Consider the following 23,340-nt stretch of genomic DNA (forward strand, 5'->3'; position numbering starts at 1 on the left):
TTTTGACAGGGCGTGGGCCTGGGCGCACTGTCGGGGGAGTGGCGTGATCCCCAATCCGCAACTCAGGAGGGTCTCATGTCGGACCCCGTCGCGCCTGCTCGCCCCAAGGTGAAATCCGCAGCCCGCAAGGCGAAGCCAGCCGCCCTGACCTCGGGGACGATTTCACCCAGATGGACCCTGGTCACGGCGACCGGTGGGCCGAATTACAACGGGCTCGCCGGCGTCCTGGTCAGCCTGCGGCTCTACGATCCGGTCACGCGAACAGCGCCCATGGCCCTGATGCTGGTCGGCTCAGGACCTTCGTACTGGACGTCCCGGGACGGGCTGGCGTGGACCGAGACCCCGATGCCGGCGGACTACGTCCCCCGCCTGGGCCCCTGCGCCTCCTCGACCGGCTTCACGACCCTCAATCTGTTCGGCGGCTTCGCGGAGGGGGTGATACTCGGCGACCTGTGGACCTTTGAGGGCGCGCGCTTCGTCAACGATCCCGGGAATTCGTGGCGCCCGGGGGGCGGCTGGCAGAAGGTGTCGACCACCCGGCCGACGAACCCCCTGCCGACCGGCCGTTTCGGCGCCTGTATGGCGGGCAGCCTGGAGCCTGGCCTCGAGACCGCCACCTGGGGCTCGTCCAGGGGCCTCTTCATCTATGGCGGAAACTTCGCCTTCAACGAACCAGGCGACGTGTGGTCGACGACGGGATGGGTCGGTCCGTGGACAAGGCAACCGGGCAGGCCTGGCGCCGTCGACCAGGCCGCCGGGGTCTGCTGGAACGGGCGCCTCTTTCAATTCGGCGGCCACAGGGGAAACACCGTCGTCAACGAGGTCTGGTACAGCGACGACAGTGGCGCCAGCTGGACGCAGGCGCCCACGCCGCCGTGGAACGGGCGCTCCGAGATCGCGGTGGCGAAGCTGGGCGGCAGCCTGTGCCTGGTCGGCGGGGCCACGTTCCACCCTCAGAACGAGATGTGGATCACGGATGACGGCCTGACCTGGACCCCGGGGCCGACGCCGCCCGGGAACATCGGGGTCTACGGTGGGCTCACCGGCTGCAAGGAGGCCCAGTCGGACGAGGAGCCGCAGCGGGCGTGGTTCGTCGGCCAGGACGGCTGCGTGGCCAAGCTGGAGCTGTGAGGCGGGGGTTCTGGCCGGCCGGGTTGGCGGCTGAGCCACGTACCCGATCGTTCCCATTTTGTTCTTGACGGCTGCGCGCGTTTGTGGGAGAATTCGGGCATCGTTGCGGAGTGCGGCTTGAGCTTGGGGCCCCAAGGGTTCGGGGCTGGGCGTGCGGGGCGGCGGTTTTCATTAATCTGAGGTGGGTTGGCTAAGGCGCTGTGCGCGTGGCCGTTCCGGCCGCTCGCTCGGCTCGCGGCGTTCGTTGCTGCGATCGATCCCCCGGATCGATCGCTCGGCTGCGCCGACCGCGCCTCACCCCCTCCCCCGCTGCGCGGGAAAGGAAGGAGGATGCATGGCGAAGGATCGGCGGGTTCCGGCGGAGCTGCGGCGGCGGCGCGAGTACGTGATGTGGTCGGAGGCGCTGGGGCGGCGGCTGTGCGAGCGGCTGGCGGCGGGCGAGCTGCTCTATGTGATCTGCCGGGAGCCGGGGATGCCGACGCCGGAGGCGGTGGCGAAGTGGGCGAAGGCGAAGCCCGGGTTCGGGGCGGCGCTGGTCTCGGCCCGGCGGGCCGGGGGGCGGGCGGCCGGGACGCGGGGGCCGGTGGACACCATCTGCGCAGAGGTCGCCGAGGAGGTGTTCCAGCGGCTCTGCGACGGGGAAAGCCTGACGCGGATCGGGGCCGATGCGGCCATGCCGTGCCTGTCGACCCTGATGCGCTGGCGCCGGCGTTTTCCGGAGTTCGAGGAGATGGTGCAGCTGGGCATGCGGGTGCGCGCCGAGCGGATGGCCGACGAGGGCTGGGACATGGCCATGGCCGCGACGCCGGAGACCGCCTACCTGACCCATGTGCGGCTGGGGCACCTGCGCTGGATGGCGGGCGTGATGGCGCCCAGGGTATTCGGCGCGCGGCGGCCGGAGGGGGAGGCGGCGCAGGAGAAGCTGACCGTGCTGATCCGGACCTTCACCTCGGAGGTCGATCCGGTGACGGGGAAGATGAAGGTGGTGTCGCTGTGCCCCAATCCGCTGACCGGGGAGATGGAGCGGACCGACGTTGCGGGCTGGGCGCCGACGCCGCCGGACGCGGTGATCATACCGGCGGGATAGGGACGCGGGTGAGATGCGGTCGCGCGCCGGCCGCCTTGCCGGTCTTACGCGGCCCGGCCCGTCGCCGGCTGGTCGCGCAGATAGGCGAGCAGCGTCTCGGGGCTGGTGACCGTATAGGGGTCGTCGTCAGAGCCCGTGTCGTTGATGCCCGGCTCTTCGAACCACTTCTCGATCACGCCGTCGTTGACCACCATGGCGTAGCGCCAGCTGCGGTAGCCGAAGCCCAGATGGTCCTTGTTGACCAGCATTCCCATCCGACGGGTGAAGTGGCCCGAGCCGTCGGGCAGGATCCTGATCCGCGAGAGGCCCAGGTGGCGAGCCCACTGATAGGCGACGAAGGCGTCGTTGACGGTGACGCAGACGACGTCGTCCACGCCGAGGGCCTTGAACGCCTCGTAGAGCCGCTCGAACGCCGGGCATTGCTCGTTGGAGCAGGTGGGGGTGAAGGCGCCCGGCAGGGAGAAGACGACCACGCGCCTGCCGGCGAAGACGTCGGCGGTGGTGACGTCCTGCCAGCGGAACGGGTTTTCGCCGCCGATGGACTCGTCGCGGACGCGGGTCTTGAAGGTGATGTCGGGAAGGGTTCGGCCCTGCATGTGGATCCTGTCTTGAAATGGTGGGCGCGCGGGCCCCGTTGACCCTCCAGCTAGGGGAGGGCCCATCAAAGGTCCAATCGATTGTTTCGTGGTTTTGGATAGGTTCAGTCTATCCGGAGCGGTCGGCGCCCTCGGCGTAGGGTCTCCGTCCCGCCGCCGCGCAGGCGCGGCCGGCGCGGTTTCCGGTTGTGGAATCGGCGGCTCGCCCGGCCCATTCCTCGGACCGGCGGCGGCGTACCCGAGATGGCGCGCGGGCAAAGGTAGGGGCAGGCCGCCGCGGCGCCGTCTTAACCACAAGTCGGCGGCCGGATCCGAGCCCACGGTCTCCGTCGTCCCAAAATCCCCGCGCCCCAAAGGCGTGGGGATTTTCATTTGGGGGCTGGAGGCCGGGCGACGCCCGGTGCCGGACATGGAAAGCCCCGGCGGAGTGGCGACGCCCGCCGGGGCCGGGTCCGTGTGAGGCGGCGGGTTCGCACCGCCGCGCCATAGCAACGCTTGCCACAGTAGGCCGTTCCGGCGCGGCGGCAAGGCCTGAGGGTGCGCGCAGGGGCGCGGGGGGGGGTGCGGCGAGGTTGCCCGTGCGTCAGGCGCGGCGAGGTGTATTCTCCGGGCCAAGGCCTGCTGGGATGGGCCGTCGGGAGGATATGGCCATGCGTCGCGCGCGGGTTCTGGCGGTTGGGGCCGCGGTTTGGGCACTGGGGTTCGGGGCTGCGATGGCCGCCGCGCCGTCCGCCAAGCCGATCACCGGGAAGGCGAAGGCCGCGGCGGCCGGCCCTGTGGCCGATCCGACCATCCGGCGGCCGGGCTGGACCATGCGCAATGCGATGGGCCAGCCGGACCTCTCGGGCTACTGGTCCAACGCCACGCTGACGCCGCTGACCCGCAGCCGCAACATCACCGACAAGCCCAGGCTGACGCTGGCCGAGGCGCGGAGCCTGGAGGGGGCGTTCACCCAGGCGCTGGAGGACAGCGACAAGCCGACCGACCCGAACGAGAGCACCCAAGCCGTGCAGAAGAAGTTCGGCAATTCGGAGCTGTTGAAGATCCGCCCCGATTTCGCCGCGGCGGGCGGCGACGTGGGCGGCTACAACGTCGCCTGGATCGATCCGGGCACCCACATCATGGAGGTGAACGGCGAGTTCCGGACCTCGATCCTGACCACGGAGAACGGCCTGCCGCCGCCGCGCAAGGACGGCAAGGCGACCAGCTTCTACGGCGGCGGGCGCGACAGCTACGACAGCTATGAGACGCGCGGGATCGGCGAGCGGTGCATCATGGGCTTTGGCCGCAACGCCGGGCCGCCGATGCTGGCCAACGGCTATTACAACAACGACTACTACATCATCCAGACGCCGGACGCCGTGGCGATCCAGACCGAGCTGGTGCACGACACCCGGATCATCCGGCTGTCGGGCGGCCATCGCACCGACGGGGTGCGGCCGTGGATGGGCGATAGCGTCGGCCACTACGAGGGCGACACCCTGGTGGTGGAGACCACCAACATCCCGCAGGGCCAGCAGTTCTTCGGATCCTGGAAGAACCTGAAGGTGACCGAGTGGTTCACGCGGGTCTCGCCCAGCCGGATCAACTACCGCTTCGAGGTCAGCGACCCCGACACCTGGGACAAGCCCTGGGGCGGCGAGTACGACTTCGCGCCGCTGAAGGGCATCGTCTACGAATACGCCTGCCACGAGGGCAACTACGCCCTGCCGGCGATCCTGGCGGGCGCGCGGCGCCAGGAGAAGGATGCGGCGGAGGCGGCGGCGGCCAAGACCGCGGCGCCGGTTCCGGCCGCGGTGGCGCCGGCGAAGGGCAAGCCGGGGGCGAAGTGAGTTAGTCCATCCCTCCCCTGAAGAGGAGGGATTGGGCGGCGCTACATCCGATCCGGAACGCTGATGCCCAGGAGGTCCAGGGCCAGGTCAAGCTGTTTCAGGGTGGCGGCGGCCAAGGCCAGGCGCGAGGCGCGGGTGGCGGCGTCGGGGGCCTGGAGGATCGGGCAGGCGGCGTAGAACCGGGAGAAGGCCTGGGCCAGGCGCCAGGCGTGCTCGGCCACCGCATTGGGCGCCTGGCGATCGTAGCTTTCGGTGAGCGCGTCCTCGAAGGCGTCGAGGGTCAGGGTGAGGTCGCGCTCGGCCGGCTCGGCGACCCGGATGGGACCCGAGGTGTGGCCGGCCTCGGCGGCGCGGCGGATCAGCGATTTCACGCGGACCGCCTGGTAGAGCAGGTAGGGGCCGGTCTTGCCCTCGAAGGCGGTGAAGCGGTCGAGGTCGAAGACGTAGCTGGTGCCGCGGAAGTTGGCGAGGTCGGCGAACTTCAGCGCGGCGACCGCGACCGAGCCTGCGATCTCCTCGAACTCCGCCTCCGGCAGGTCCTCGCCGAGGCCCGCCTCGTGCAGCCGTTCGCGGGCCTTGGACCGCGTCATCTCGATCAGCTCACCCAGCTTCAGGACGCCGCCCTCGCGGGTCTTGAAGGGCTTGCCGTCGGGACCGTTCATGGTGCCGAAGCCGATGTGCAGCAGTTGGCCCTGCGCGGCGTAGCCGGCCAGGTAGGCGGCGCGGAAGACGATCTCGAAATGGTCGGCCTGGCGCTGGTCGACGCAGTAGATGACGAGCTGCGGATCGAAGGTCTGCCTGCGGTCGAGGATGGTGGCGAGATCGGTCGTGCCGTACATGGCCGAGCCCTCGGAGGAGACCACCAGCAGCGGCGGCAGCTCCTTCTTGTCGGTCTCGCGCGCCACCCGGACGATGCGGGCGCCCTGGTCGTCGATCAACAGGCCCTTCTCGTCGAGGTCGCCGATCATCGGGGCGATCAGCGGGTCGACGTCGCTCTCGCCCTTCCAGAGATCGAAGTCGACGCCCAGCGCATGGAAGTCGCGCTCGAGAGCGACCTGGGTCACCTCGCGGAAGCGGCGCCACAGCAGATAACAGCCGGCCTGCTTGGCCTGAAGTTCGGCGGTGAGGCGCCGCGCGCGGTCGCGGTAGGTCGGGTCGTCCTTGCCGCGTTGCGCCGACAGCGGATAGAGCCGGTCGAGGTCGTCCAGGCTGACCCGCTGGAAGGGCTCGGGGATCGGGCCATTGATGGCGCCGCCCTCGGTGTTGAGCCGCTCCACCAGGCCGGCGATCTCGGCGTCCTCGTCCATGACCGCGCCGATCAAGAGGCCCATCTGGTAGCCCCAGTCGCCGAAGTGGGCGTCGCCCAGCACCTCGTCGCCGCGGAAGCGGTAGAGCCGCTTGACGCTCTCGCCGATGATCGAGGCGCGCAGGTGGCCCACGTGCATGGGCTTGGCGACATTGGGACCGCCGTAGTCGACGATGACCCGGCGGGGATGGGCCACCCGTTCGGCGCCGGCGCGCGGGTCGGCGGCGATCTCGTCGGCCCGCCCGGACAGCGCCGCGTCGCTGGCGCGCATATTGATGAAGCCGGGCCCGGCGACCTCGACGGAGGCCAGCCGCGGGTCAGTCCGCAGGGTCTCGGCCACCGCCGTCGCGATCTCGCGCGGGGTCTTGCCCGAGCTGTTCTCCGGGCGCTTGGCGGCGGGCAGGGCGCCATTGCACTGGAAGTCGGCGAGGTCGGGACGGTCGGACGCGGTGACGCGCCCCAGTTCGGGCGGCAGGCCAAGCTGCGCGAAGGCGGCGGCGACCGCTTCGCCGAGGCCCTTCTTCAGGTCGCTCATTTCGTGGCGGCGGCGACCTGGCCCTGGCCGACGTTGAGCCGGAAGCGCTTACCCAGACGATTGAAGTCGGCCATTTCCGGCGTCACGTCGAAGCCGACCAGCACCTCGAAGTTCTCGCCCGAGGTGCCGGCGCCGGCGCGCGGGATGACGATGTCGTTGATCGACTCGCGGCGGTAGACGCGGTCCTGGCCGGCCGGGAAGGTGATCGGCACGTCGAAGTTCTGCTTGGCGAGCACCTCGCGGTTCCGGTCGGTGACGGCGACCCAGTAGTGATAGGTCTTGCTCGCGCCGCCGGCGGTCGGGCCGCGGCCGAACTCGAACAGCACTTCCATGGCCATCTTGATCGGCTCGGCCTCCTTGTAGGCGCAGCCGGCGGAGACGCCCTGGATCTCGCCGGTGAAGCCGACGTTGGCCGAGGCCTCCTTGTTCTCCTTGAACTCGACGTAGCGGGCGGCGTCGTAGAGCGCCTTCACATAGGGGCAGGGGCCGGCGTTGCGCAGGGCCGGCAGCGGGGCCTGGTTGTCGCTCCACTCCTTGTCGCGCTTCTTCTTGGCGGCGTCTTGCTGCTGCTGCTTGGAATCCTCGTCGCCGCCGCGGCCGCCCCGGCCGCCACCCCCGGCGCCTCCGCCGTACTGGGCGAAGCTGAGCCCCGGCGCGGCGGCCAGGACAGCGGCGATGGAGATCAACAGGAGGCGGCGCATGGGGATAAGGTCCGGGCAGGCGTGAACGCCGCGGGCAAACCCCGCGGTTCGAGCCCTTCAGTAAAGCCTATCGAATGCGGCGGCAACGCGGCTGGCGTCCTCTCCCGCCGAGCGGGAGAGGGGGGTCGGCCGCTAGTTCGCGCCGGCCCGCCGTCGCTTTTCCAGCTCCTCGGCCTCGTCGGCCAGCTTGTCCCAGTCGCGGGACATGAGAAGGAGCTGTTCCCGGACGGAGCCGTCCTTTGCCCGCCCCGCCTGTCGGCGCAGCTTGGCGGCCTGTTCGCGATAACCCTCAGCCGTCATCTTTCCCCACGGCAAACCTGGTGTGCATGACCAATCCGGCGCCGACCCTCAGTCGCTGAGCCGCGCGCAACATTGGTACGCCGAACTTCTTAACATGATAAGATTCTGCGCGAGGACCAGACGCCCGCTCGACGGCTCGCCCGCGGCTTCATCCGGAGGTCACGCGAGAGGCCCCGCGTGCTATCCCCGCGAGGAGATGAGCCGATCGTGGCAAGCTCACCCGGCCGGCGCGCAGGACCCGATATGCAAGACCGTTCCGTGACGGATGGACCCAATTTGGGGCCTCCCGAGGCTCAAGGGCGCCTCGCGGGCACCTTGCCGATGCTGCTGCTGCGCGCCCGCGAGGCGGTGCTCGAACCCGCGCGCCCGATCCTGCGACGCCATGCGCTCACCGAGGCGCAATGGCGCGTCCTTCGCACCCTCGACGTGGACGGGGCGATGGAGGCCACGCGCCTGGCCAGGGCGGTCTTTCTGCATGGCTCCAGCCTGACGCGCATCGTGCGCGACCTCGCCGCCAAGGCCTACGTCGCCAAAAGGCCCGATCCGCAGGACGGCCGCGTGGTCCTGGTGGCCATCTCGCCGGCCGGTTCGGCGATCGTCAAAGAGCTCCTGCCGCTGATCCGCGCCATCGCCGCCCAGCACCGCGCCGCCTACGGCCCCGAGGCCCTCGACGACCTTGAGGATCGGTTGCGGAAGCTGATCGCCACGGCGGCCGGGGCCGGCGAGTAGCGACCGCCGATTCCCAACATGGGAATTTTGTCTTGCCTCGATCTTCCCAATATGGGAACATGAGGCATGAGGGTGATCGCCCGGAGCACCTTGGCGGCCTTCGCCCAGCGTCATCCGGCGACCAGAGCCTCGCTCGCCCATTGGCTGTCGGTGACCAAGGCGGCCGCATGGACGACGGCCGCGGAGGTGCAGGCGGCGTTTTCGAAGGCCAAGGCGCTCAATGGGGAGCGGGTGCGATTCGAAGTGAGCGGAGGCGACTATCGGCTGATCGTGGCGTTCGACTTCGCGCGCCAGATCGCCTTCATCAAGTTCCTCGGGACGCACGCGGAATACGACGACGTGGACGCCCTGACCGTTTCGATCTTCTGAGGAGGCCCCGATGGCTATTCGACCCATCCGCAACGATGAAGATCACGCCGCGGCGCTTCGGGAGATCGAACGGCTGTGGGGCGCCGAACCCGGCACGCCGGAAAGCGATGCCCTGGAGGTGCTGGCCACGCTCGTCGACCGCTATGAGGACGAGCGCTTCCCGCTGCCCGACGCCGATCCCGTGGCGGTGATCGAAGCCTATATGGAAAACAACGACCTCAGCCGGAAGGACCTTGCCGCGGTGCTCGGCTCCGCGTCGCGGGCGACCGAGGTCATGTCGCATCGGCGCGCGCTGTCGATCGAGCATATCCGCCGGATCCATCGGGCCTGGAATATCCCCGCCGATCTCTTGATCGGCGCGGGCCGTCGGGCGAGCGCATAGGCTGGCGGCGGCGGGCGGTCGCGCCTAAGTTCCGCCCGCCATGAACGACGCCCCTTCCAAACTCGAGCTGACCGTGCTGCTGGCGACGCCGCGGGGCTTTTGCGCCGGCGTCGACCGGGCGATCCAGATCGTCGAGAAGGCGATCGAGAAATATGGCGCGCCGGTCTATGTGCGCCACGAGATCGTCCACAACCGCCATGTGGTGGAGCGCCTGAAGGCGCTGGGCGCGGTGTTCGTCGAGGAACTGGAGGAATGCCCGGCCGACCGGCCGGTGGTGTTCTCGGCCCATGGGGTGCCCAAGGCGGTGCCGGCCGAGGCGAAGTCGCGCAAGATGTTCTACCTCGACGCCACCTGCCCGCTGGTCTCCAAGGTGCATGTGGAGGCCCAGCGCCACTTCGACGCCGGCCGCGAGATCGTGCTGATCGGCCACGCCGGCCATCCCGAAGTGGTCGGCACCATGGGCCAGCTGCCCGAGGGCGCGGTGGCGCTGATCGAGACGGTGGCCGATGCGCAGGCCTACATCCCGCGCGACCCCGCGACGCTGGCCTTCGTGACCCAGACGACGCTGTCGGTGGACGACACCGCCGACATCGTGGCGGCGCTGCGCGCGCGCTTCCCGGCCATCGCCGCGCCGCACAAGGAAGACATCTGCTACGCCACCACCAACCGCCAGGAGGCGGTGAAGGCGGTGGCCGGCCGAAGCGAGGTGCTGCTGGTGCTGGGCAGCGCCAACTCCTCCAATTCGGTCAGGCTCGCCGAGGTCGGACGGCGGGCCGGGGCGCGGGCCTATCTGATCGACGACGCCGAGGGGCTGGATGTGGCCTGGCTCGAGGGCGCACGGACCGTGGGCGTGACGGCCGGCGCCTCGGCGCCGGAGGTGCTGGTGCAGGGGGTGATCGACCGGCTGGCGGAGCACTTCGCCGTCCAGGTCGAGGAGCTCGACGCCGAGCGCGAGACGGTCTCGTTCAAGCTGCCGCGGGCGCTGGCGGGGTAGGACGAGGCGCGCGGCGCCTCGGGCTGCGGCCGCGCTAGCTGGGCCAGAAGGGCTCCTTCGGGACCTCGGCGGCGGCGCGTTCGCAGGCGGCCTTGAAGTCGTAGGGGACCTCGGTGGCGCAGTCCGGCCAGGCGCCGCTCGTCATCCAGTAGTCGACCAGACCCAGCCGCGCGCAGATCGTCGGGAAGCGAGGGTCGTCGCGCAGCGCCTTGTAGGGCGCCTGGAAGAGCAGTTCGGTGCGATAGGCGTTGATGCCCACGATGTCGCGGCTGTTGCCCTGCGGACCAAGGGGAAAGCGCTCGGCCAGCTCATAGGCGAGGTCGACGAGCCCCGCGCGGGCGGTGACGGCGAGCGTGCCCGGCTGGATGCCGCCGACGGCTTGGGAGCCGGTGGTGACGCGCTGGGCGAGCGCCGCCAGATTCTCCGGGGTGGGGTCGCGCCAGACCCGCAGGAGAGGAAGGATGCCGCGCAGTTCGCGCAGCGGATGCGCCGCCAGCCAGTCGGGCTGCATCCGGCGATCGAACTCCTCCCAGTCCTCCATGTAGGCCCGGGTGACGAGCGCATTCCATGAGAAGGGGGCGGCGTCGTAGTCGGCGATGATCGCGTCGAAGATTTCCGCGGCCTCGCCATACCGCTCCACGCCGCACAGGTAGAAGCCGACGCCGTTGGCGGCGTTGCGGTTGAGGGGATCCATCTTCAACCATCGCTCGGCGCTCTCGAGGCCTTCGCGGAGCCGGCCGACATTGAGATGGAACTGGACCGCAGCCGAACCGGTGCCTTGGATTCCCTGCGGGACGGGACGCGCCTGCATCATCCGATGCGCCAGGGACTCCATTTCGACGAAGGCCCCGAACGGCGGCTCCAGGGACATCAGCGCGTTCAGCGCCACGGGGTGTTCCGGATCGAGCTTCAGCGCCCGCTCGGCATGGCGGCGGATCACCTTGGCCCGGGCGGGGCGGCCCCGATACGGCTCGAACAGCAGGTGGTGGGCGCTGGCGTCGGCGAGCCTGGCCCAAGCGTCGGCGAAATCGGGGTCCTTCTCCACCGCGAGCTCGAGCAGGGCGATGCACCGCTGCGCCTCTTCCGGGGTGTCGGACTGCGGCGTGGCGCGCAGGTAGAGGTCGTAGGCGCCCACGTCGACGGCCTTGGCGTCGAGGTCGAAGGCGTGGCCCAGGGCGGCGGCGATCTGTTCGGAGATCTCGTCCTGGACGGCGAAGATGTCCTCGATGTCCCGGTCGAAGCGGTCCGACCACAGGGTGGTGCGCGAGCGGGTGTCCACCAGGTGCGCGCTGACCCGGACCCGGCCCGCCGCCCGCCGGATGGAGCCGTCGAGGACGTGGGTGCAGGCCAGAGCCTCGGCGGCCTCGGCCTTGTGGCCGCCCCGGAACTGGAAGCTCGAGGTGCGGCCGATGACCTTCAGGCCAGCGCCGCGGCTGAGGCGCTGGATGATGTCCTCGCTGACGCCGTCGGAGAAGAATTCCATCTCCGCGTCGTTGGAGAGGTTGTCGAACGGCAGCACCGCCAGGAGCGGCCCGCCGCCGCCGGCATGGCTGGTCCGGCGCGGGGCGGACGGCGCGGGCGCGGCGGCGCCCATCAGGTCGGCGACGCTGGCGGTGACCTTGGCCCAGTTCGGATGGGTGTGCGCCATCGCCGGGCCGGAGAGGTCCGCGCACTGGATCTGGTCGAAGGGCATGGGCAGGCGCGCGCCGTCGACCGAGAGCTGCACCAGCTTGTTCTCGCCGCGGGCCCGATCGGCTTCCGAGCGGACCCACTGGGAGCGGACCGCCTCCGCCGACCAGATCACCACGACCGCCTTGGCAAGCGCCAGCTGCTCCTCGATCACCTCGCCATAGGCGCGGTGGGTCGGCAGGTTGTCGTCGTTCCAGACGCTATAGCCCTCGCGGCGCAGCGCATCGGCGACCGCGCGGGCCTGCCGGGCTGTCGAGCGGGCATAGGAAATGAATATGTCCGCCATCGATACGGAACGCCCCCAACTGTCATGAACCCTAGCCGGACTCTCCGGGCTGCGGCTAGGGGGGCCGGGAACTGGCGCCGGAGAGCCGGCGACGGGACGATTTGGGCTCGCGGCGCGTTAGGCCGGGATGGATACGCCCTCGACACCGCCGGGCGAGGGCAGCCAGATCCTGCCCGCGCACATCGAAGACACCCTGCAGGCGATCGCGCGCCTGCACATCGACCACCGGCGCGGCGCCACGGGTCTGCAGGAGACGGTGGAGCGGCTGACGCGGTTTTTCAGCCGGCCGCGGGCCGCCGGGCTGCTGGCCCTGGTGGTGGTGGTCTGGATCGGGGCGAACCTCATGCTGCGGGCCGGCGGGCGGACGCCGTTCGATCCGCCGCCCTTCAGCCTGTTACAGGGCGCGGCGGGGGTGACGGCGCTGTTCATGACCGTGTTCATCCTGGTGACCCAGCGGCGCGAGGACCAGCTCAGCGAGCTCCGCGAGCAGCTCACCCTTGAGCTGGCCATGCTGTCGGAGCAGAAGGCGGCGAAGATCATCGAACTCCTCGAGGAGCTGCGGCGCGACATGCCCGGCGTGCGCAACCGCACCGACCTCCAGGCCGACGTGCTGTCCCAGCCCGCGGACCCCGAAGCGGTGCTCGAGGCGCTGAAGGAGACGCAGGCCGTGGCGGAGACGACCACGGCGGCGGACCCGTCGAGCCTGCGGCTCACCGATGCCAAACCCTCGCCCGACTCGGCCGATCCTGTCGGCGACGCCAAGCCCTGAAGGAGAGCCCGATGACGGTCGTCGAGGACCTGAAACACGATCTGAAGGACGCCGAACACCAGCTGCTGGTGCAGCTGCGCCTGCTGCGCCGCAACCTGCGCGCCGAGACCGCGGCGGTGCTGGGCAAGCGCGAGCTGACCCTCGGCCAGCGCGTCGCCGACACCGTGGCCGCCGGCATGGGATCGTGGCGCTTCATCATCATCCAGAGCTCGATCCTGCTGGTCTGGATCGCGCTCAACGTCACCGCCTATGTGCACCGGTGGGACCCCTATCCCTTCATCCTCCTGAACCTCGCCCTGTCGTTCCAGGCGGCCTATGCCGCGCCCTTCATCATGATGAGCCAGAACCGGCAGCAGGACATCGACCGCAAGGAGGCCGAGGAGGATCACAAGATCAACATCAAGGCCGAGCTGGAGATCGAGCTGCTGCACCAGAAGATCGACGCGCTGCGCGAGAAGGAGGTGCTGTTCCTGACCGAGGCGATCCAGGACCTCACCCAGCTGCTGCAGGAGGAGCGGTCGGGCCGCAAGGCGCCGGCGCGCAAGGCTCCGCGAAAGCCGGCCGCCGGGGCCGGGCGGAGCGCACCGAGGAGGTAGGCGGGGGGCGTCTGAGGCGGTTTCGCCCGCCTAGCGGCGCTCGGCTTCCTCGACGACGGCCTCGATGGCGCAGACGACGCCGGTGGGCGCGAAGTCCAAGGTGACCTCGCCGCCAAGCTCCGCGGCGAGGGTCCGCTTGATGAGGCGCGAGCCGAAGCCCTGCCGCGATGGCGGCTCGACGGGCGGGCCGCCGCGCTCGGTCCAACGAAATCCGAGACGTTTGCAATCGGCCGCCTCGTCGAAGGTCCAGTCGATCGAGACCCGCCCGGTGGCGTTCGACAGGGCGCCGTACTTCACGGCGTTGGTGGCCAGTTCGTGCAAGGCCATCGAGAGGGCCAGCGCCACCCTGGGCGGCAGGAGGATGTCGGGCCCGCCGATATGGATGCGGTCTTCCCGACGGTCGCGATAGGCGGCCAGGGCTTCGCGCACGATGTCGCTGAGCGCGGCGCACTCCCAGCTCTGGCGGGTGAGCACGTCGTGGGCCCGCGACAGGGCGATCAGACGGTCCTCCAGGGCTTCGCGCGCCTCCTCGGGCGTCGCGGCGGTGCGCAGCGTCTGGGAGGCGATCGACTGGACCGTGGACAGGGTGTTCTTCACCCGGTGGTTCAGCTCATTGATCAGGGTCTGCTGGTTGTCGGCGGCGCGCCGCTGTTCGGTGCGGTCGCGCAGGATCTTCAGGAAGCCGATGGCGTCGCCCTCCTCGCTGCGCAGCGGCATCATCAGACCGTTGGCCCAGAACCGCGAGCCGTCCTTGCGCAGGTGCCACCGCTCGGCCTCGGCGCGGCCTTTTTGCAGCGCCGTCGCCATCTCCTGCTGCGGGACGCCCGCGGCGCGGTCCTCGCGCGACCAGATCGTGGGCGCGATCCCGCCGATGACCTCGTCGGCCTCCCATCCCAGGATGTTGCGCGCGCCCGCGTTCCAGATGGTCACCCGACCTTCGAAGTCGGTGGAGAGGATGGCGAAGTCGGTGGCGCTCTCGAGGATCAGCCGGTAGCGCTCGTCGATCTCGCGACGCGCCGCTTCCACGGCCAGCCGCGAGCGGGCTTCGGCGATTTCGCCGGCCAGGGCGTTGGCGTCGGTCAGGTCGGTGATCACGCCGCACATCACCGCCCCGGCGTCGGTGGTCAGGGCGCCCAGGGACAGGCGGGCGGGAAAGCTCTCGCCGTCCGCCCGGCGCAGCGCGATCTCCGCACTGCCGCCGCTGGCCAGCAGGCTGGTGAAGATGGCCCGGTCGGACTCCACGACGAAGCGTCTGAAGCGGTGGGCCAGGACGCGTTCCGGCGGCAGGTCCAGCAGCTCCGCCAAGGCCGCGTTGGCGTAGAGGACCACCGCGTCGGCGCTGAGCATGACCGCGCCCTCGCGCATCTGTTCGATCAGCAGGCGGTAGGATCGATCGGCGTTCTCGAGGGTGTAGATCCGCCGGGACTCAGGCGCGCCGACAACCACCGCGTCGACCTCGCCGTTGCGGATGGCGTCGAGCGTCTCGCGCGCCTCCGCGAGCTGGGCTTCCAGCTCGCCGATGCGGCGCCTGTCGACGGCCTGCGGCGAGGGGTTCGCCACCGCGGCGCTATTCGCGATCGGGTTCGCCAACGGCGGCCTCCGATGGGGCCGGCTCGATCTCGAGGCCCTTGAGCACGCGGGCATTGTCGGAGAGGTCGCCGATGATCCGGCGAACCGGCTCGGGGGAGAGCTTCACGAGCGTCGGAGCCGCGATGATCTGGTATTCCGACGCGGCCTCGGGCTGCTGGTAGATGTCGATCACCTGCAGATCGAACAGCTCGGCCGGCTGGGTCGACAGGATCTGGCGCAGGTTGGCGATGGCGCGCAGGGACCGCGGCGTGGTGCCGGTGATGTAGAGACGAAGGACGTATTTGGGTCCGACCTCGACCTCGGGAGCGGTGCTCATGACGGAGGGCTCCTGACCTCGAGGCCGATCAGCACCTTCTCCGTGTCGGCGAGGCTGCCGATGATCCGCTTGATCGGCGCGGGGAGGCGCCTGACGAGCGTCGGTATGGCGACGATCTCGTCCTTTGCCGCCAGCTCCGGGTTCTTCGCCAGGTCGACCACCTCGATCGAATGGCAGCCGGGAAGGTGGGTCTCACAGAGACTGCGCAGGTTGGCGATGGCGGCCAGGGACTTGGGGGTCTCCCCGGCCACATAGAGCGTCAGGCCGTAGAAGTCTCCGGGCCGCGCGGCCTCGCCGCCGAGGTCGGCGGGCACCAGGCGCAGCGCGCTAGCTGTCGGGGTGGGCTTCATGGTCACTAGGCCGCCCCGCGCCGGGCCGCGATGGTCATGCGGCCGCCTTCCAGCGCCGCCTCCTCGGCCTCGCCTTGCCGGGCGGACGCCTCCAGCTCCTCGGCCTCGCCCTCCAGGGCCGTACGCATGTCGAGGATCTGCCGCTCGGCGGCGGCCTGCCGGCTGTCGAATTCGCGGCGCCGGCGGGCGGCGGCCTGCTGGCGATGCAGGATCGCCGCGCGCTCGCTGGCCTCCTGCGAGAGCCGCGCGCTGCCGGTGAGCACGCCCTCGGCGCCGATATAGGGATCGACCAGTTCGACGCCGCGATCGGTGAGCAGGTATTCGCGGATCTGGTTCGAGTGGCTCATCCCGCGCGACTTCAAGAGATAGAGGCCGCGGTTGCGCTCGCCATTGGCTTCGATGTCGTGCAGCCCGATCCAGGTGTCCATCAGCGACGAGAGCCGGGTGACCGTCAGGTCCAGTTCGTGCGACCCGACCAGGTTGGTGAACAGGGCCGTGATCCCGCGCACCTTCAGGAGGTCCACCAGCCGCAGCAGCGTCGAATCGACCTCGCTGGCCGAGCCGCGGAACGCCGAGATCGGATCGACCACGACGATGGACGGCTTGAAGCGGTCGATCTCGCGCATCATCAGCACGAGGTGCATTTCCAGACCGAACAGGCTCGGCCGCGCGGATTCGAAGCGGAGCATGCCGCTATCCACGTGGCGGGCGAGGTCGATGCCGACGGAGCGCAGGTTGCGCAGGATCTGCGAGGGCGCTTCCTCGAAGGAGAAGAAGATCGAGCGTTCCTTGCGTTCGCAGGCGGCGTCGATGAAGTGGGCGCTGAGGATCGTCTTGCCGGTGCCGGACGATCCGCTCATCAGCACGCTGGAGCCGGCGTAGTAGCCGCCTTCGCCGAGCATGGCGTCGATGCCGGTGACCCCGCTCGGGACGATGGCGTCGGAGATCGAATGCTCCAGGCCCGCCGAGGTGATCGGCAGCACGCTGATGCCGCCCTGGTCGATCAGGAAGGGGTACTCGTTGGTGCCGTGGGCGGAGCCGCGGTACTTGATCACCCGCAGCCGGCGCGTGGTGATCTGTTCCTCGACGCGGTTGTCGAGCCCGATGACGCAGTCGGAGACATATTCTTCCAGGCCGCTGCGGGTGAGCTGCCCCTCGCGGCCGCGTTCGGCGGTGATCACCGCGGTGACGCCGCGCTCCTTGAGCCAGGTGAACAGCCGCCGCAGTTCGGCGCGCACCTGCGGGCCGTCGCCGAGGCCGGCGAACAAGGCCTCCAGGGTGTCGAGCACGACGCGCTTGGCGCCCACCTGGTCGATGGCGTAGCCCAGCCGGACGAACAGGCCCTCCAGGTCGTACTCGCCGCTCTGCGCGATCTCGCTGCGCTCGAGGCGCACATAGTCGATGGCCAGCTTCTTCTCGGCGACCAGGGCGGCGAGATCATAGCCCAGCGACGCCACATTCGTCGCCAGATCCTCGCCGCGCTCCTCGAAGCTCATCAGCACGCCGGGTTCCCCGAACCGGGTCGCGCCGTTGACCAGGAAGGTCAGGCCGAACAGCGTCTTGCCGCAGCCTGCGGCGCCGGCGATCAGGGTGGGCCGACCCGCCGGCAGGCCGCCGAACAGGATGGCGTCCAGGCCGTCGATGCCGGTCGGAGACTTGGCCAGCTCCAGCTCGGTAGGGCGCGAGGCGAGGGTCGTGAGGGTCATTGTGGCGAGGGTCTTTCGATTGTGCGCAGCGAGCCGCCGCGAGCGCGGGCGCCACAGGTTCCGTCGGGAAACAAGGGGGCGGGCAGCCACGGCTGGCCCTTCGTCAAACCGGAGGCTCGCGGAGCGAAAGCCACGCCGGATTATAGTTTTCGATCAGGCCGGGAACGTCTTACTACAGCCAAGGTTCCGAGCGTTTACAGAATAAACCAAATAACAGGACTGATCTGCGCATAGTTTTGTTTATAGTCAAAGGTCAAAATCAAATATTTTGAGCCTCCGAATTCTTTCGGCGATCCGCGCCGCCGCGGCCGGTTCCTGGCCGGTCGGGAATCGCGGCGTCGGGTGGGGGCGAGCTGCACGCCCGCGACATGGCGCAGGCCTGCCGGGACCAGCCGCCGTCTCGCCTCTACGGTTCGCCCAATCGGGCCTGCAGATCGAGGGCGTTGGCGGTGGCGGCGCCGGAGGTCGTATTGTCGAAGACGCACCAGACCTCGCCGGGCGCGGCCGCTCGCAGCGCCGCCCCCAGGGCGTCGAGCCTGGCCGGGTCATAGGCCGAATAGTACATCCGCGGCGAACCATGCATTCGCCAGTAGGCCAGGCCTCTCCAGCCGCCGGGCGCCGCGGCGCGCGGATGGCGGGCCGGATCGGCGGCGGCGCGCGCCACCCGATGGTCGGCGAGCAGGGCCTCGGCCCGGTCCTCGAACCAGGTCGGATGGCGGGGCTCGCAGACCAGGCCGCCGGCCCATCGGCCGCGCAGGGCGCTGAAGAACGCCCGGGCCACCGGCGGATCGAACACCAGGCTCGGCGGCAGTTGCGCGAGCAAGGGCCCGAGCCTGGGGCCGAGGATGGCCACCTCGCCGAGAAAGCTCGCGAGCCCCGCCTCGCAGTTCGCCAGCCTGGCCTCGTGGGTCAGGGCGCGCGGGACCTTGACCGCGAAGCGGAAGCTGTCCGGCGTGCTGTCGCGCCAGCGCGCGAAGGTGCTGGCCCGGTGCGGCCGATAGAAGGTCGAATTGATCTCCGCCGCATCGAAGCGCGCCGCATACCGCTGCAGCCCCGAGCCCTCGGCGGGGAAGTGCTCGGCGACCGCGCGCGGGATCGCCCAGCCCGCCGTTCCGATGCGAAATCGCTGCCCTGCCGGCATGGCGCGGTGCGGCCCTTCCTTCCACCCAGGCGTCGGCTCATCGCCGCAGCCCATGAAAGCCAGGGTCCCGCAGGGCGTTCCATGGCGCCGGGCCGGTGGGACGCGCTACTTCTTCTTCGCGTCCGCCGCGGCGTCGTAGACCGTCACCTGAACCTGGCCGTCGTAGGAGAAGGTGCGCGACTGCTTGGCGTCGACGCCGGTGCGGATCGTCACGGCGCCCACGCCGGCCACATAGGTCGCGGTGGTGTTCACTCCGATGGCGATGGAGTCGTAACGCCGGCTGACCCGGGCCGGGTCGGCGTCGACCAGGATGTAGGTCTCGCCCGCCTTGGGCTGGAACTGCACGGAATAGACGTCGGCGCGGTAGAAATAGTCGGCCGGGGTGAAGCTGCGGGTGACCTGGCCGGTGGCGTCGAGGAGGGCGACCTCCGGCGAGAAGATTCGCGCGCCCTCCAGCACCGATCCGACCATCAGGGTCTTGCCCGCGGGGTCCTTCGGCAGGGCGTAGAGCGCATAGGGCCGCTGGGCGCCGGCGCGCTCCAGGCAGGCCGGCGGTCCAGCCACCGGAGTCCCCACCTGGGCCCCGATGGGCGTCGTCACCACGAACATGGGCTTCGGCTTCGGCGGGGTCAGGCTGACCGCCTTGGCCAGGTCGGGCGCAGCGGCGCAGTCGCGGCCGGTGAAGCTCAGGGTGGCAGGCGGCGGCTTCGGGGTCGCGCAGCCGGCGGCCAAGCCGGCGGCCAGCAGCGCCGCGGTCGGGATTCGGGTCCAGCTCATGGGTGGATCAGCGGACCAGCTGGGCGGCGGCGTCGGCCACCTGGTCGAGGGCGTCCTCGATGCCGGCGGCCAGGCGCTTGGGGTCGGCCAAGAGATCGGCGCGGTTGTTGAACGCGTAGGCGGGGTTGGGCGTCAGGGTGATGACGCCCTTCTCCGCGAGCAGCGGATTGTAGACGATCCGGTTCTGCATCAGCGTCTTGGTCGGGTCCTTGGCGCTGACGAGGCGGACGTTGGCGTAGGCGGTGGGGCGGAACGGCTTGCCCGCGCCGGCCGACAGGTAGCCGTAGCTGGCCAGCACCACGTCGAGGTAGGCGTCGACCTCCTGGTCGGAGCCGTAGGTCGCCAGGAACTCGCGCTTGGGCCGCGCGGCGGTGGGGAGCGGCTGGACCTTGTAGCCCTCCGCGGCGAGCTGGCCGACCAGGCGGGCCTGCAGCCTGGCTTCCGGATCGAAGCTCGCGCCCTGCAGCGCGTTGTTGACTGCGTTCTGGCGGCTGGACTGGATGCCGGCGTCCACCAGGGCGCCGATCAGGCCGAAGTTGGAGCCGACGGAGGCCGACTCATAGGCCATGGCCTTCTCCGGCACGGCGTCGCCCGCCAGGCCGAGGGTCTGCACGCTGGCGGCGGCGCGATCGAACGGCTTGGCCACATAGGGCGAAGCGCAGGCGGTGAGCGACAGGGCCGCAAGCGCGACCATAAAACGACGGAACATCAATGACTTCCCAGCAAACAAGGTCGCGGCATAGGCCCGACCCGACCTGGGTCTGTCAAAGAAAGAAGGCGCCGCGCGTCGCCCTGCCGCAGGGGCGGTCGCCGTTTTTCAGAACGGGGGCGGAATCTCGCGACGCAGGCGGATGCGGACGATCCGGTCGCCGTCGAGGAGCAGGGTCGCGGTCCAGTCGCTGCTGACGAACAGGGATTGGGCCGCCAGCCGACCGCGCTCGATATCGGCGAGGTCGGACGGCGTCAGGAGGTCTCGCCGACCCTGTTCGGGACGGAAGACTCCGCGGACCTGGCCAAGGGGCAGCCCGCGGAGCGCCGCCTTGCCGTCGGTGATGGTCTTCATGGTGTAGCGCGACGGGACTTCGGGGTGCGCGCGGGCGAAGGTCTGCATCTGAGGCGCCTCGCGGTCGTCGACGGAGACCTCGAACGGCAAGGCGCCGGGCCGTTCGGACCGCGCCTGGGCGCTGGCGAGCAGCCGGACCGTGGCCAGCGCCCGGTCCGGCTCGGCCGGTTCGGGCGAGAAGAAGTCCGATCTCGGCGCGTCGCAGGCCTGAGCGGTGGGCTTGGCGCCCGCCCATCGGTAGGCCGCTCGCCAGGCGATGTTGGCGGGCGTGAAGTCCGAAGCGCCGCCGCCCGCTGTCGTCGCCGTCGCCTTCAGCTGGACGTAGGCGACGATCCGCTCGCAGAAGCCCGGCCGATCGCTCGGGCGAGCCTCAGTATAGAGGGTCACGGCGCCTTGGCCCGGCGGCGGTGGCGGCTGCATGCCGTCCTGGCCGACCAGGGCCTCGACCACCCTCGGGTGGCCCGGCGCGAGCAGGAGATCGGCGAGGCCCGCCGGGGTCAGGCCGCGCGCCTGGGCAAGGCTCAGCGGGGGTGGGTCGGGCCGAAGCTGGATCGCGGCGACGGCCAGCGCGACGAGCAAGGACAATCAGGGCCTCCGGGCGGCCGGCTTCAGGATCCCAGACGCTCGAAGGTGCGGTTGTAGCGCTTCAGGAAGGCGCGGCCGCGGGCGTGCGGGTCGTCGACCCAGACCTCCTGGGTCACCGCGACGAGGGTGGCGCCATCGGCCGAGGGCTCCAGGTGAAGGACGCCGCCCACCTCGGCGTTCAGCACCTCGAGGGCTTCCTGCGTCAGCACCAGGGCGATCTGGTCGCCGATCTTCTCGACCTTCAGGGCGATCATCGGGGAGGCTCCTTTGGGGGAAGGAAGGCCGCGGAAGCTAGCACGGGGCGGGGCGGGCGTCTTGACCGCGCCACTCTTGACCCGGACGGGCGCTTCGGCCCATCGGGGGGCATGGCGGTCTATACCGACATCACCGACGAGGAGCTGGCGGGCCTGCTGGCCGACTACGACCTGGGCCAGGCCCGGTCGTTCAAGGGCATCGCCGAGGGGATCGAGAACTCCAACTTCCTGCTGGAGACCGGGGCCGGGCGCTATTTCCTGACGGTCTACGAGAAGCGGGTGGACCCCGCCGACCTGCCGTTCTTCCTGGGCCTGATGCAGCATCTGGCGGCGCGCGGCTTTCCGTGCGCCACGCCGATCGCCGATCGCCAGGGGCGATTGCTGAAGACCCTGCGCGGCAAGCCCTGCGCCCTGGTCAGCTACCTCTCCGGCCTGTCGGTGCGCCGGCCCTCCGCCGCCCATTGCCGCGAGGCCGGCCAGAGCCTCGCCTGGCTGCACCAGGCGGGCGAGGGCTTCGCGATGCGACGCGCCAACGACCTCGGCCAGGCGGCCTGGGCGCCGCTTTTTTCAACGTTGAAGGATCAAGCCGAGACGCTGAAGCCGGGCCTGGCGGCGACCATTGGCGGCGACCTCGAACGGCTGGCGGCGGGCTGGCCGGAGGGCTTGCCCGCGGGGGTGATCCACGCGGATTATTTTCCCGACAACGTGTTCTTTCAGGATCGAAGGTTCGCCGCGGCCTTCGACTTCTACTTCGCCTGCACCGATACCTTCGCCTACGACATCGCCGTGGCGCTGAACGCCTGGTGCTTCGAGGCGGACGGCAGCTTCAACATCACCTCGGCGCGGCAGCTGGTGGCCGGCTACGAGAGCCGGCGGGCGCTGAGCGCGGCCGAACGGGCGGCCCTGCCGGTGCTGGCGCACGGGGCGGCCATGCGCTTCTTCCTGACCCGGCTCGCCGACTGGGGGGCGACGCCGCCCGGCGCCCTGGTCAAGCCGAAGGACCCGCTGGAGTACGAGCGCAAGCTCGCCGTGCACCGCGCCGCGCCGGACTTGGTGCTGTTCGGACCCTCCTCCGCCAAGGCTTCGGAGCGCAAGGCGCCGCGAAGCGTCCGCCTGCCCCGGGGCGTCGGTGGACCGGCCGGCGGGAGCGAAGCCGGGTGATGCCCGATGTCGTGATCTTCACCGACGGCGCCTGTTCGGGGAATCCCGGACCCGGCGGCTGGGGGGCGGTGATGATGTCCGGCGCGCACCGCAAGGAGATCTGGGGCGGCGACCTCGCGACCACCAACAACCGCATGGAGCTGATGGCCGCGATCCAGGCGCTGGAGAGCCTGAAAAAGCCCTGCAAGGTCACCCTGCACACCGACAGCAAATACGTCCAGACCGGCATCCACGAGTGGATCCACGCCTGGAAGAAGCGCGGCTGGCTGACCGCCGACAAGAAGCCGGTGAAGAACGAGGATCTCTGGCGGCGCCTTGACGAAGCCCGCCTGCGTCACGACGTACAGTGGCGCTGGGTGAAAGGTCACGCCGGTCACGAGCTCAACGAGCTGGCTGACGCGTTGGCGCGACGGGGGATCCAGGACGTGCTCGAGGCCCGAAATGCGAAGGGCGCGACGGGCGCGGCCTGATCGTTCAAGATTGAACGATTATCTCCGAGATGGTAGGATCCAGCCTGTTCAGCGTTGAACGAGGAGGGTCGTCATGGCGTCCGTGGCGGAAGAACATCCCGAGGTGCAGGTCTTCGACGAGATCGGCCTGATCGAGGCCGGGGTGCGCACCATCATCACCCGTTGCCTGCCGGTAGGGGTGACCTATCCCCAGTTCGAGGTGATGAACGTCCTGATGCGGCGCGGCGAGGGCCTGGCGCCGGCCAAGCTCGCCGGGATCCTGCAGATGACGCCTGGGGCCATCACCAACACCCTGCAGCGGATGGAGGCCACGGGCCTGGCCGCCGTCGAGCCGGACCCGGTCGATCGGCGCAAGAAGCGCATCGCGCTGACGCCCGAGGGGCGGGCCACCTACTATCGCGCCATGGCGGCGATCAAGCCGCGCATGGCCAGCCTGCGCGAAGGCTTCACCTCGAAGGAATTCCGCGAGGTCCTGCCGTTCCTGCGCGCCCTGCGCTGCTGGATGCTGGAGACGGCGAAGCTGACGCCGGCTTAAGGGCTCGCGGCCCGATTGAACGCAGGACAATTCAACAGCTTCCGCTCATCGGATTGGGCGCGGAACGCAACCAATGCGCCGCCTGGGGCT

At 70.0% G+C, this 23,340-nt stretch carries 25 protein-coding genes and 1 pseudogene; 12 read left to right on the top strand and 14 right to left on the bottom strand.

Annotation, left to right across the window (positions count from 1 at the left end):
• Window positions 1–75: 75 nt before the first annotated feature.
• Both VGT80_RS00980 and VGT80_RS00985 read left to right on the top strand, forming a co-directional pair.
• Window positions 76–1,131: a sialidase family protein gene (locus tag VGT80_RS00980; RefSeq protein ID WP_327452105.1), complete on the top strand. Its 1,056-nt coding sequence runs from the start codon at window positions 76–78 to the stop codon at window positions 1,129–1,131.
• A 334-nt stretch (window positions 1,132–1,465) separates the two neighbouring features.
• Window positions 1,466–2,218, top strand: coding sequence for a hypothetical protein (locus VGT80_RS00985; RefSeq protein ID WP_327452107.1), 753 nt, complete (start codon window positions 1,466–1,468; stop codon window positions 2,216–2,218).
• Between the two features lie 44 nt (window positions 2,219–2,262).
• On the opposite strand, the gene VGT80_RS00990 is transcribed toward VGT80_RS00985, so the two are convergent.
• Window positions 2,263–2,814 (bottom strand): peroxiredoxin, encoded by a 552-nt coding sequence (locus VGT80_RS00990; protein ID WP_327452109.1) that lies wholly within the window; start codon window positions 2,812–2,814, stop codon window positions 2,263–2,265.
• Window positions 2,815–3,527: 713 nt separating this feature from the next.
• On the opposite strand from VGT80_RS00990, the gene VGT80_RS00995 reads away from it, so the two are divergent.
• Window positions 3,528–4,646 (top strand): hypothetical protein, encoded by a 1,119-nt coding sequence (locus VGT80_RS00995; RefSeq protein ID WP_327452111.1) that lies wholly within the window; start codon window positions 3,528–3,530, stop codon window positions 4,644–4,646.
• A 41-nt stretch (window positions 4,647–4,687) separates the two neighbouring features.
• Here VGT80_RS00995 and argS read toward each other — a convergent pair whose 3' ends face one another.
• From argS to VGT80_RS01010, 3 genes are all read right to left on the bottom strand, one after another.
• Window positions 4,688–6,487: an arginine--tRNA ligase gene (gene argS / locus VGT80_RS01000; RefSeq protein WP_327452113.1), complete on the bottom strand. Its 1,800-nt coding sequence runs from the start codon at window positions 6,485–6,487 to the stop codon at window positions 4,688–4,690.
• The gene (locus tag VGT80_RS01005; protein ID WP_327452115.1) at window positions 6,484–7,188 is read right to left on the bottom strand and encodes a Tat pathway signal sequence domain protein; all 705 of its coding nucleotides are present in this window, start codon (window positions 7,186–7,188) and stop codon (window positions 6,484–6,486) included. Before VGT80_RS01005 ends, argS begins: the two co-directional genes overlap by 4 nt.
• A gap of 132 nt (window positions 7,189–7,320) precedes the next feature.
• Window positions 7,321–7,488, bottom strand: a complete 168-nt coding sequence (locus tag VGT80_RS01010; protein ID WP_327452117.1) for a hypothetical protein — start codon at window positions 7,486–7,488, stop codon at window positions 7,321–7,323.
• A 321-nt stretch (window positions 7,489–7,809) separates the two neighbouring features.
• Between VGT80_RS01010 and VGT80_RS01015 the strand changes: the two genes are divergently transcribed.
• From VGT80_RS01015 to ispH, 4 genes are all read left to right on the top strand, one after another.
• A complete protein-coding gene (locus tag VGT80_RS01015; RefSeq protein WP_327452119.1) occupies window positions 7,810–8,217 on the top strand; it encodes a MarR family transcriptional regulator in 408 nt (135 codons plus the stop codon).
• Window positions 8,218–8,307: 90 nt separating this feature from the next.
• Window positions 8,308–8,586 (top strand): type II toxin-antitoxin system HigB family toxin, encoded by a 279-nt coding sequence (locus VGT80_RS01020; RefSeq protein WP_327452121.1) that lies wholly within the window; start codon window positions 8,308–8,310, stop codon window positions 8,584–8,586.
• Between the two features lie 10 nt (window positions 8,587–8,596).
• Window positions 8,597–8,968 (top strand): transcriptional regulator, encoded by a 372-nt coding sequence (locus tag VGT80_RS01025; RefSeq protein ID WP_327452123.1) that lies wholly within the window; start codon window positions 8,597–8,599, stop codon window positions 8,966–8,968.
• A 40-nt stretch (window positions 8,969–9,008) separates the two neighbouring features.
• Complete coding sequence (ispH, locus tag VGT80_RS01030) at window positions 9,009–9,962, top strand: 4-hydroxy-3-methylbut-2-enyl diphosphate reductase (RefSeq protein WP_327452125.1); 954 nt, start codon at window positions 9,009–9,011, stop codon at window positions 9,960–9,962.
• Window positions 9,963–9,996: 34 nt separating this feature from the next.
• On the opposite strand, the gene VGT80_RS01035 is transcribed toward ispH, so the two are convergent.
• Complete coding sequence (locus VGT80_RS01035) at window positions 9,997–11,937, bottom strand: TIR domain-containing protein (RefSeq protein WP_327452127.1); 1,941 nt, start codon at window positions 11,935–11,937, stop codon at window positions 9,997–9,999.
• Between the two features lie 127 nt (window positions 11,938–12,064).
• Here VGT80_RS01035 and VGT80_RS01040 point away from each other — a divergent pair, with 127 nt between their 5' ends.
• Together VGT80_RS01040 and VGT80_RS01045 are read left to right on the top strand one after the other, a co-directional pair.
• Window positions 12,065–12,706, top strand: coding sequence for a DUF1003 domain-containing protein (locus tag VGT80_RS01040; protein WP_327452129.1), 642 nt, complete (start codon window positions 12,065–12,067; stop codon window positions 12,704–12,706).
• Between the two features lie 11 nt (window positions 12,707–12,717).
• Window positions 12,718–13,302 carry a DUF1003 domain-containing protein gene (locus VGT80_RS01045; protein WP_327452131.1) on the top strand — a complete coding sequence of 195 codons (585 nt, stop codon included), beginning with the start codon at window positions 12,718–12,720 and terminating at the stop codon, window positions 13,300–13,302.
• A gap of 30 nt (window positions 13,303–13,332) precedes the next feature.
• Here VGT80_RS01045 and VGT80_RS01050 read toward each other — a convergent pair whose 3' ends face one another.
• From VGT80_RS01050 to VGT80_RS01090, 9 genes are all read right to left on the bottom strand, one after another.
• Window positions 13,333–14,892, bottom strand: a complete 1,560-nt coding sequence (locus tag VGT80_RS01050; protein WP_327452133.1) for a sensor histidine kinase — start codon at window positions 14,890–14,892, stop codon at window positions 13,333–13,335.
• The gene (locus VGT80_RS01055; RefSeq protein WP_327452135.1) at window positions 14,870–15,208 is read right to left on the bottom strand and encodes a circadian clock KaiB family protein; all 339 of its coding nucleotides are present in this window, start codon (window positions 15,206–15,208) and stop codon (window positions 14,870–14,872) included. Before VGT80_RS01055 ends, VGT80_RS01050 begins: the two co-directional genes overlap by 23 nt.
• The gene (locus VGT80_RS01060; protein ID WP_327452137.1) at window positions 15,205–15,558 is read right to left on the bottom strand and encodes a circadian clock KaiB family protein; all 354 of its coding nucleotides are present in this window, start codon (window positions 15,556–15,558) and stop codon (window positions 15,205–15,207) included. Before VGT80_RS01060 ends, VGT80_RS01055 begins: the two co-directional genes overlap by 4 nt.
• A gap of 5 nt (window positions 15,559–15,563) precedes the next feature.
• Complete coding sequence (gene kaiC / locus VGT80_RS01065; RefSeq protein WP_327452139.1) at window positions 15,564–17,264, bottom strand: circadian clock protein KaiC; 1,701 nt, start codon at window positions 17,262–17,264, stop codon at window positions 15,564–15,566.
• 406 nt (window positions 17,265–17,670) lie between these two features.
• The gene (locus tag VGT80_RS01070) at window positions 17,671–18,405 is read right to left on the bottom strand and encodes a DUF72 domain-containing protein (RefSeq protein ID WP_327452141.1); all 735 of its coding nucleotides are present in this window, start codon (window positions 18,403–18,405) and stop codon (window positions 17,671–17,673) included.
• Window positions 18,406–18,510: 105 nt separating this feature from the next.
• Window positions 18,511–19,182, bottom strand: a complete 672-nt coding sequence (locus VGT80_RS01075; RefSeq protein WP_327452143.1) for a hypothetical protein — start codon at window positions 19,180–19,182, stop codon at window positions 18,511–18,513.
• A gap of 7 nt (window positions 19,183–19,189) precedes the next feature.
• Window positions 19,190–19,891 (bottom strand): hypothetical protein, encoded by a 702-nt coding sequence (locus VGT80_RS01080; RefSeq protein ID WP_327452145.1) that lies wholly within the window; start codon window positions 19,889–19,891, stop codon window positions 19,190–19,192.
• A 108-nt stretch (window positions 19,892–19,999) separates the two neighbouring features.
• The gene (locus VGT80_RS01085; protein WP_327452146.1) at window positions 20,000–20,830 is read right to left on the bottom strand and encodes a hypothetical protein; all 831 of its coding nucleotides are present in this window, start codon (window positions 20,828–20,830) and stop codon (window positions 20,000–20,002) included.
• A gap of 23 nt (window positions 20,831–20,853) precedes the next feature.
• A complete protein-coding gene (locus VGT80_RS01090; protein WP_327452148.1) occupies window positions 20,854–21,084 on the bottom strand; it encodes a hypothetical protein in 231 nt (76 codons plus the stop codon).
• A gap of 111 nt (window positions 21,085–21,195) precedes the next feature.
• Between VGT80_RS01090 and thrB the strand changes: the two are divergent.
• The 3 genes and pseudogenes from thrB to VGT80_RS01105 form a co-directional block, all read left to right on the top strand.
• Window positions 21,196–22,146, top strand: a pseudogene (gene thrB, locus VGT80_RS01095) (homoserine kinase); the annotation flags it as partial.
• Window positions 22,147–22,241: 95 nt separating this feature from the next.
• Complete coding sequence (rnhA, locus tag VGT80_RS01100; RefSeq protein ID WP_327452150.1) at window positions 22,242–22,715, top strand: ribonuclease HI; 474 nt, start codon at window positions 22,242–22,244, stop codon at window positions 22,713–22,715.
• 73 nt (window positions 22,716–22,788) lie between these two features.
• The gene (locus VGT80_RS01105) at window positions 22,789–23,250 is read left to right on the top strand and encodes a MarR family transcriptional regulator (RefSeq protein ID WP_327452152.1); all 462 of its coding nucleotides are present in this window, start codon (window positions 22,789–22,791) and stop codon (window positions 23,248–23,250) included.
• Window positions 23,251–23,340 lie beyond the last annotated feature (90 nt).

The organism is Phenylobacterium sp. (genome assembly GCF_035944335.1).
Lineage (GTDB): Bacteria > Pseudomonadota > Alphaproteobacteria > Caulobacterales > Caulobacteraceae > Phenylobacterium.

Coding starts and splice junctions, on each gene's coding strand:
- VGT80_RS00980 (WP_327452105.1), top strand. CDS start 76: ATGTCGGACCCCGTCGCGCCTGCTCGCCCCAAGGTGAAATCCGCAGCC.
- VGT80_RS00985 (WP_327452107.1), top strand. CDS start 1,466: ATGGCGAAGGATCGGCGGGTTCCGGCGGAGCTGCGGCGGCGGCGCGAG.
- VGT80_RS00990 (WP_327452109.1), bottom strand. CDS start 2,814: ATGCAGGGCCGAACCCTTCCCGACATCACCTTCAAGACCCGCGTCCGC.
- VGT80_RS00995 (WP_327452111.1), top strand. CDS start 3,528: ATGGCCGCCGCGCCGTCCGCCAAGCCGATCACCGGGAAGGCGAAGGCC.
- argS (WP_327452113.1), bottom strand. CDS start 6,487: ATGAGCGACCTGAAGAAGGGCCTCGGCGAAGCGGTCGCCGCCGCCTTC.
- VGT80_RS01005 (WP_327452115.1), bottom strand. CDS start 7,188: ATGCGCCGCCTCCTGTTGATCTCCATCGCCGCTGTCCTGGCCGCCGCG.
- VGT80_RS01010 (WP_327452117.1), bottom strand. CDS start 7,488: ATGACGGCTGAGGGTTATCGCGAACAGGCCGCCAAGCTGCGCCGACAG.
- VGT80_RS01015 (WP_327452119.1), top strand. CDS start 7,810: ATGCTGCTGCTGCGCGCCCGCGAGGCGGTGCTCGAACCCGCGCGCCCG.
- VGT80_RS01025 (WP_327452123.1), top strand. CDS start 8,597: ATGGCTATTCGACCCATCCGCAACGATGAAGATCACGCCGCGGCGCTT.
- ispH (WP_327452125.1), top strand. CDS start 9,009: ATGAACGACGCCCCTTCCAAACTCGAGCTGACCGTGCTGCTGGCGACG.
- VGT80_RS01035 (WP_327452127.1), bottom strand. CDS start 11,937: ATGGCGGACATATTCATTTCCTATGCCCGCTCGACAGCCCGGCAGGCC.
- VGT80_RS01040 (WP_327452129.1), top strand. CDS start 12,065: ATGGATACGCCCTCGACACCGCCGGGCGAGGGCAGCCAGATCCTGCCC.
- VGT80_RS01045 (WP_327452131.1), top strand. CDS start 12,718: ATGACGGTCGTCGAGGACCTGAAACACGATCTGAAGGACGCCGAACAC.
- VGT80_RS01055 (WP_327452135.1), bottom strand. CDS start 15,208: ATGAGCACCGCTCCCGAGGTCGAGGTCGGACCCAAATACGTCCTTCGT.
- VGT80_RS01060 (WP_327452137.1), bottom strand. CDS start 15,558: ATGAAGCCCACCCCGACAGCTAGCGCGCTGCGCCTGGTGCCCGCCGAC.
- kaiC (WP_327452139.1), bottom strand. CDS start 17,264: ATGACCCTCACGACCCTCGCCTCGCGCCCTACCGAGCTGGAGCTGGCC.
- VGT80_RS01070 (WP_327452141.1), bottom strand. CDS start 18,405: ATGCCGGCAGGGCAGCGATTTCGCATCGGAACGGCGGGCTGGGCGATC.
- VGT80_RS01075 (WP_327452143.1), bottom strand. CDS start 19,182: ATGAGCTGGACCCGAATCCCGACCGCGGCGCTGCTGGCCGCCGGCTTG.
- VGT80_RS01080 (WP_327452145.1), bottom strand. CDS start 19,891: ATGTTCCGTCGTTTTATGGTCGCGCTTGCGGCCCTGTCGCTCACCGCC.
- VGT80_RS01090 (WP_327452148.1), bottom strand. CDS start 21,084: ATGATCGCCCTGAAGGTCGAGAAGATCGGCGACCAGATCGCCCTGGTG.
- VGT80_RS01105 (WP_327452152.1), top strand. CDS start 22,789: ATGGCGTCCGTGGCGGAAGAACATCCCGAGGTGCAGGTCTTCGACGAG.